Annotated in this window: 8 protein-coding genes; all 8 read right to left on the bottom strand. The window is 70.4% G+C overall.

The genetic code is table 11. The features are described from left to right. Nucleotides 1-126 precede the first annotated feature (126 nt). Nucleotides 127-924 carry an IS5/IS1182 family transposase gene (locus Ae505Ps2_RS28315; protein WP_075313237.1) on the bottom strand — a complete coding sequence of 266 codons (798 nt, stop codon included), beginning with the start codon at nt 922-924 and terminating at the stop codon, nt 127-129. Between the two features lie 123 nt (nt 925-1,047). Continuing rightward, complete coding sequence (locus Ae505Ps2_RS28310; RefSeq protein ID WP_075313239.1) at nt 1,048-1,821, bottom strand: hypothetical protein; 774 nt, start codon at nt 1,819-1,821, stop codon at nt 1,048-1,050. 17 nt (nt 1,822-1,838) lie between these two features. After that, nucleotides 1,839-2,936 carry a nucleoside hydrolase gene (locus Ae505Ps2_RS28305; protein ID WP_075554334.1) on the bottom strand — a complete coding sequence of 366 codons (1,098 nt, stop codon included), beginning with the start codon at nt 2,934-2,936 and terminating at the stop codon, nt 1,839-1,841. Nucleotides 2,937-3,036: 100 nt separating this feature from the next. After that, nucleotides 3,037-3,222 carry a hypothetical protein gene (locus Ae505Ps2_RS28300; protein WP_068800890.1) on the bottom strand — a complete coding sequence of 62 codons (186 nt, stop codon included), beginning with the start codon at nt 3,220-3,222 and terminating at the stop codon, nt 3,037-3,039. 13 nt (nt 3,223-3,235) lie between these two features. Beyond that, complete coding sequence (locus Ae505Ps2_RS28295; protein WP_139319124.1) at nt 3,236-3,565, bottom strand: hypothetical protein; 330 nt, start codon at nt 3,563-3,565, stop codon at nt 3,236-3,238. 16 nt (nt 3,566-3,581) lie between these two features. After that, complete coding sequence (locus Ae505Ps2_RS28290) at nt 3,582-3,905, bottom strand: ribbon-helix-helix protein, CopG family (protein WP_075313245.1); 324 nt, start codon at nt 3,903-3,905, stop codon at nt 3,582-3,584. After that, nucleotides 3,902-4,204, bottom strand: coding sequence for a hypothetical protein (locus Ae505Ps2_RS28285; RefSeq protein WP_075313279.1), 303 nt, complete (start codon nt 4,202-4,204; stop codon nt 3,902-3,904). Before Ae505Ps2_RS28285 ends, Ae505Ps2_RS28290 begins: the two co-directional genes overlap by 4 nt. Nucleotides 4,205-4,269: 65 nt before the next feature. After that, nucleotides 4,270-5,514, bottom strand: coding sequence for an IS256 family transposase (locus Ae505Ps2_RS28280; RefSeq protein WP_084786540.1), 1,245 nt, complete (start codon nt 5,512-5,514; stop codon nt 4,270-4,272). Between the last annotated feature and the right edge of the window lie 17 nt (nt 5,515-5,531).

The raw sequence follows: 5,531 nt of genomic DNA, 5'->3' as shown, positions 1-5,531 counted from the left end.
GTGGGCACCGACTGAACCATGAGATGATCACTTGATCATGATGATGGACCAGCCCACAAGAGCCGAAGTCCGCCCGGTGGCCGCCTGCGATCCAGAGGTCGTCGCACTGAGCCTTTGCCAACCTGATCAAGCGTTGGCGATCATGAGGCTCTGAACTGCGGCGATGAGGTCGCCGGCCCGGTTGGGGCTGGATCGGATCTTGCGCAGGATCTTCCAGTTCTTCAGCTCGGCGTTGGCCCGCTCGCCGGGGCCGCGGCGGCGGGCGTGCGCGGCGTTGACGGCCTTCTGGTTCGTCGACAGACCTCGGTAGCGGCCGGTGTCGGGATCCTTGCGGCGGCGGCGCTGCGGGACCGCGACGGTGGGTCCGGCGCCCTGGTAGGCGGTGTCGGCCGCCGCCGGGATCTCATGCTCGGTGAGGGCGTCGATGATGCCGTGCTCGCGAGCGGCGCCCATGTCGTGCCGCGCCCCGGGCAACGGCGGCGAGATCCACACCAACCTGCCGGCGGGGTCGGCGATGACCTGCACATTCACGCCGTGGGCCTTGTGCTTACCGGAGTAGAAGGCCCGGTCGTAGCCACTGGCCATGCCGACCCGGTCGATGCGTAACAAGGTGCCGTCGAGGATCACGAACGCCTTCCCGCGGGCGATCTCGATCGCTTGTTCCAGGGTCGGGGCCATCGCCGCGAGTAGCGCGATCGCCTCGCGCAGGTAGCGGTACACCGTCGAGGTCCCGATCCGGAACCCGCAGGCCAGGTCGGAGTAGGTCTCGCCCTTACGCAGATGTGCGAGCACGAGCAGGGCCTGGCGGCCGGTGGTGAGCTTGCGCCAGCGGCTCCGGCGCTGATTGCGGTGAGATCGCAGCGCATCGGACAACATCACGAGGGCGCGGCTGGACACGGTCATCCCGGACGGGTAGGACAGCACTTTGAAGCTCCTGGTCAGGCGGTTTGATCTAGTCAATCGCCCGTCTACCAGGAGCTTCACCCATCCGAGGCCACGCCACGCCGCACACCCGCTGACCAGGCCAAACACCAGGTTGGCAAAGGCTCACTGTTGGTGATCGAGGTCGTCGGTCAGTTCTATCGGGCTGGTGTCGGGTCCGTGCAGGGTGTGCTCGATCGCGGCGACGGCCTCGGCGGCGCCGAGGGTCAGCTCGGGCTCGTCCGGGAGCTCGGCCAGGGGGTAGCCGCGCCAGCGGCCGGCGGCGGGCTGGTGCAGGGCGTAGCCGGTCTTGGTGCCCGGGTGCGGGTCGTCGGGGTGGGCGGCGTGGATGGCGTAGCGGCCGCGGACTTCCACGCCGGGGAAGGCGGCGCTGTAGAGCTCCTGGATGGTGCCCTTGAACGAGTTGTCGACCAGGGTGAGCGCGCCGTCGCTGGTCGGGATGTCAGCGTCGTCGAGGTAGTCCGACAGCGCCTGAAACGCCCCGGCGGCCGCGGTCGGGTCGACGCGGTCGCGCCCGCGGAAGCTCTCCACGGCGTCGAACCGGGCGCCGGCGTTGTGCTCGAGATCGGCCAGGGCCGCCTCGACCACCGCCCGCGACAGGACGATCTCGGTGCAGTGCCGCTCGTAGAAGTCAGGGGCCAGACCGCGGACGGCTGCGGCATAGGAGTGCCCGTCGCGACCGAGGAACACGATCCGAGCGCCGCGCTCGGCGACGTCGCGATGCAGATCGGGCAGCATCTCAGCGCTCACCGCGGCGACGAACCGCCCGTGGTGGGCCCGGAACGCCTCGTAGGCGCGGCCCACAGCCTCCTGCTCGTCGGTGGAGCGGAGCTCGTGGCTGCGGTGGATCGCGGCCAGATCACCGGGGCCGCCGGGCATGCCGGGGCGTGGGGTGCTCAGGCCGGCCGCCGCGCGCTCGACGACGACGCGGCGGTGGCCGGTGCAGCCGCGGCCTCGGCGGCCGGTTCGAGGGCGTCGGCCAGCCAGATCATAAACGCCGGGTAGTCGGCGCTGCGGCTCAGCCTGAGAGCCGTCCCGTCCTCGTCCCGGGTCCAGCGGCCGATCTCGTCCATCGCGATGCGGGTCGTGGCCGCGCGCACGAACGGCAGCCCCAGCGCGGCCGACAGGGTCAGTGCGTCGTGCTGCAGGGTCGAGGCGTGGTGCTCGGCGTACCAGCGGTCGAGGTGATCTGCCAGCAGCCGGGCCCACGGCTCGCTGGCCGCGGCCAGGCGCTGATGCAGCGGGTGCGCGGCGTGGACGGCGATCTGGTCGGTGAAGGTGACGTCGGAGATGATGAACCGCGGCTTGGTCAGGCGCCCGTCGCCCACGGCGGTCAGGACGCGGCGGGCGGCGTCGACGTCGAGGCGGATGTTGTGCTCGGCGCGGTCGGGGCGCCGGTAGTCGATCGCGCCGCCCATCTGGGTCACCTGCAGCCGGGCGGCGATCTCAGGCAGGTGGTCACACACCTCAGCCAGGTTCGACAGGGGCGCCATCCCGACCCAACGGATCAGGCCCTCCGACTGCCCAGCGACCTCGGCCACGGCGGCCAGGACCGCGTCACGGCCGCCGTGCATCGCCGGGACGGTGGCGGGGATGAGGTCGGCGACGCAGAAGTAGTCAGTGCGCCCCACGGTCGCGCCGGCGGCGACCGCGACATCGCGGCGGCCGACGGTATCGAGCAGGTGGCGGGCGAACCGCGCCCGCTGTCCGTACCCCTGCTCAGGCCCGGTCTCGTCCGCGGTCAGCACCAACGCCAGGTCGGGCTGGTGCCGGGCGGCCGCGACCAGCGCCAGGGCATCATCGGCGTCCCCGCCCAGATCGGTGTCGACGATGATCGGGGCCCTGGTCAGCGGCTCGCCCAGCTCCGCGCCGCGCAGCTGGGCCGCGGTCTCGGCCAGCGGACTCCCGGGCAATCTCCGCCCTACGTCGATCATGGTCTTGCGGTGCGCGCGTACCTGGTCGATCGACAGGTCGCCCTCCGGGCGGCTGGTCATCGGTCTCACCTCCTGAGCACCTCGTAGGTTACCGGCTCACCCCGACGAATCGGGGCGTCACCATATGTTTCGGCAGGTCACCGGCGGCCGGGGTGGTGGTCTACTGCCCGCCGAAGTTCACCCGGGACGTCCCCACTGGTGCCGGGGTGTCCAGGTCTGCCACTAGAACCCCGTTGAGCAGGACCGCTCCGCGGTCGAAGTGCTTCTGGAGCCGTTCCTCGGTGATCCCGGCAGCGAGGGCGCGGGACCGAACCGTCGGAGTAGAGGCCTGCTGGTCGTCGGACATGTCGTTCCTCTCCTCAGTGGCCGTCCCCGGCGGAGAGCGGCTCCACGTGCCCCGCCTTCTCCAGGTCATCGTCGAGCAGCTCCCGTACCGCGGCGAGCGCGGCGCGCTCGGTCTGCGACGGCAACCGGTCCATCTCGAATGCGTAGGCTTCGAGCATCGCGGCGAGGACGTAGAGCTCATCCGGGTGCCGGAGCCCGGCGTAACGACCGACGTTGATGCGGTGGCGAAGCTTCTGCGCTGCCTCGTGTGTGCGGTCGCGGTTCTCCCGGAGCTGGGACGCGCGCCGCTGAGCGGGCGACTCATTCACCACCCCAACAGCATCGCACATCTGTTCGATTTTCAAGCTGGCGCCAGGCTGGTCAGCTGTTGGCGGTGTCGGCGAGTACTCGGCGGGCGATGGCTTCGACCTGTTCCACTGTGAGCACCGGGGCGGTGTGGTCGTGCACGGCGGCGCGCAGCAGGCGTCGCACCAGTGCCGAGGTGGGGATCTGCGCGGCGGCGGCCCGTTGCTTGAGTTGTGCGTCGAGGTCGCGGTCGATGCGCAGGTTCAGGGGAATATCCAGGGCTGCGGTGCGCTCGGCGATCTCGGTCTCCGCGGCCTCGGCTTCCTCTTCGGCGTAGTCGGTGCGGACAGCGGCCACCTCTGCGTCGATGTGCGTGTGGCGATCGTCGTTGGTGGTCATGGACCCTCCTGTCGTTCGTAGGAGCGCAGGTCGGCTCCGCTTGTCTTCCATGCGGTGACGCCGGCGTGGTGGGCCCGGGTGGCGATCACAGTGAGCACGAACCCCGCGGTCGGCGAGTAGCCGATGATCCGCAGGGCAGCGCTGCGGCTCCTCGGATCCGGGTCGCGCACGATCCGTCGGGGGTCCTGCGCGGCTTCGAGCGTCCAGCCCGGTTCGATCCCCGTCGCTCCCGGGTAGCGCTCGCCGCGTCGCCGGATGTAGTCGGCGTCCTGATCCCGCCACCAGAGATCGTCCACCATGTATCGCATTGTATCGCAACGCGGGCGGGGTGGAGCAATCGTCAAGACCTGTGGATGAAGATCTTTTAGGCGGCTTCGGTGTGGGTGTGGTCGTCGGGTCGTTCAACGAGTCGTCCGGCCTCGAAGACTGCTCCGGCGCGGACGAGCGCGACCAGGTGCGGGCCGTTCACGGCGCGCCAGCGGTCCTGGGCGGCTTCGATGAGTTTGAACGCCATCGCGAGCCCGGCGGTGCGTGAGCCGGGCCCGCGGGTGACGCGGGTGCGGTGGCGGACGGTCGCGAACGTGGACTCGATCGGGTTCGTGGTGCGTAGGTACTGCCAGTGCTCGGCGGGGAAGTCGTAGAAGGCGAGCAACTCATCGAGGTCGTCACGGACCTTCGCCACGGCCTTGCCGAACTTTGCCCCGTAGGCGGCGTCGAAGCAGGTCACGGCGTCGAGGGCCTTGTGTTTGTCTTCGACGTTCCAGATCTCGGTCAGCGCCTTCTTCGCTCCCGGATGCGCCGACTTGGGCAGGGCGGCGAGGACGTTGGCGGTCTTGTGCACCCAGCAGCGCTGCTCACGGGTCTCGGGGAACACCTCCCGTAGCGCGCCCCAGAACCCGAGCGCGCCGTCCCCGACGGCCAGGACGGGGGCGCGCATGCCGCGCCGCGCGCAGTCGCGCAGCAGGTCCGCCCAGGACTCGGTCGATTCCCGGTAGCCGTCGACGAGGGCGACGAGCTCCTTGTGCCCGTCGGCGCGGACTCCGATGAGCACGAGCAGACACAACTTGTGCTCGGCGAGGCCGATGGTGACGTGGATGCCCTCGGCCCACACGTACACGTAGTCCACCCCGGACAGGTCCCGGTGGGAGAACGCCTGCTGCTCGGTCTTCCAGGTCTCGGTCAGCCTGGTGACCGTCGATGAGGACAGGCCCGCGTTGGAGCCGAGGAACTGCCCCAGCGCGGGCACGAAGTCCCCCGACGAGAGGCCGTGCAGGTAGAGCAGCGGCAGCACCTCGGTGATCTTCGGCGTCCTGCGGCACCAGGACGGCAGGATCGCCGAGGAGAACCGGCGCCGCTCGCCCGTCGCGGGGTCGATCCGGCGGTCGTCGACCCGCGGCGCCCGCACCGCCACCGCGCCCGCGGCTGTCACCACCTCGCGAGGCTCGTGGGAGCCGTTGCGCACCACCAGACGCCGCCCGTGGGCGTCGCGTTCGTTGCTGTGGCGGGTGATGTAGTCGTCGACCTCGGCCTGCAGAGCCTGGGCGAGCATCCGGCGGGCGCCCTCGCGGACGAGCTCGTCGATCAACGCCGGCCCCTCCTGCACGATCAACGCCGGCCCCTCCTGCA

This window comes from Pseudonocardia sp. Ae505_Ps2 (assembly GCF_001932425.1).
Classification (GTDB): Bacteria; Actinomycetota; Actinomycetes; order Mycobacteriales; family Pseudonocardiaceae; genus Pseudonocardia.
Note: the sequence above shows the minus strand (reverse complement) of the source record. Positions and strands in the feature narration are given on the sequence as shown.

Coding starts and splice junctions, on each gene's coding strand:
- Ae505Ps2_RS28310 (WP_075313239.1), bottom strand. CDS start 1,821: ATGCCCGGCGGCCCCGGTGATCTGGCCGCGATCCACCGCAGCCACGAG.
- Ae505Ps2_RS28305 (WP_075554334.1), bottom strand. CDS start 2,936: ATGACCAGCCGCCCGGAGGGCGACCTGTCGATCGACCAGGTACGCGCG.
- Ae505Ps2_RS28300 (WP_068800890.1), bottom strand. CDS start 3,222: ATGTCCGACGACCAGCAGGCCTCTACTCCGACGGTTCGGTCCCGCGCC.
- Ae505Ps2_RS28290 (WP_075313245.1), bottom strand. CDS start 3,905: ATGACCACCAACGACGATCGCCACACGCACATCGACGCAGAGGTGGCC.
- Ae505Ps2_RS28285 (WP_075313279.1), bottom strand. CDS start 4,204: ATGGTGGACGATCTCTGGTGGCGGGATCAGGACGCCGACTACATCCGG.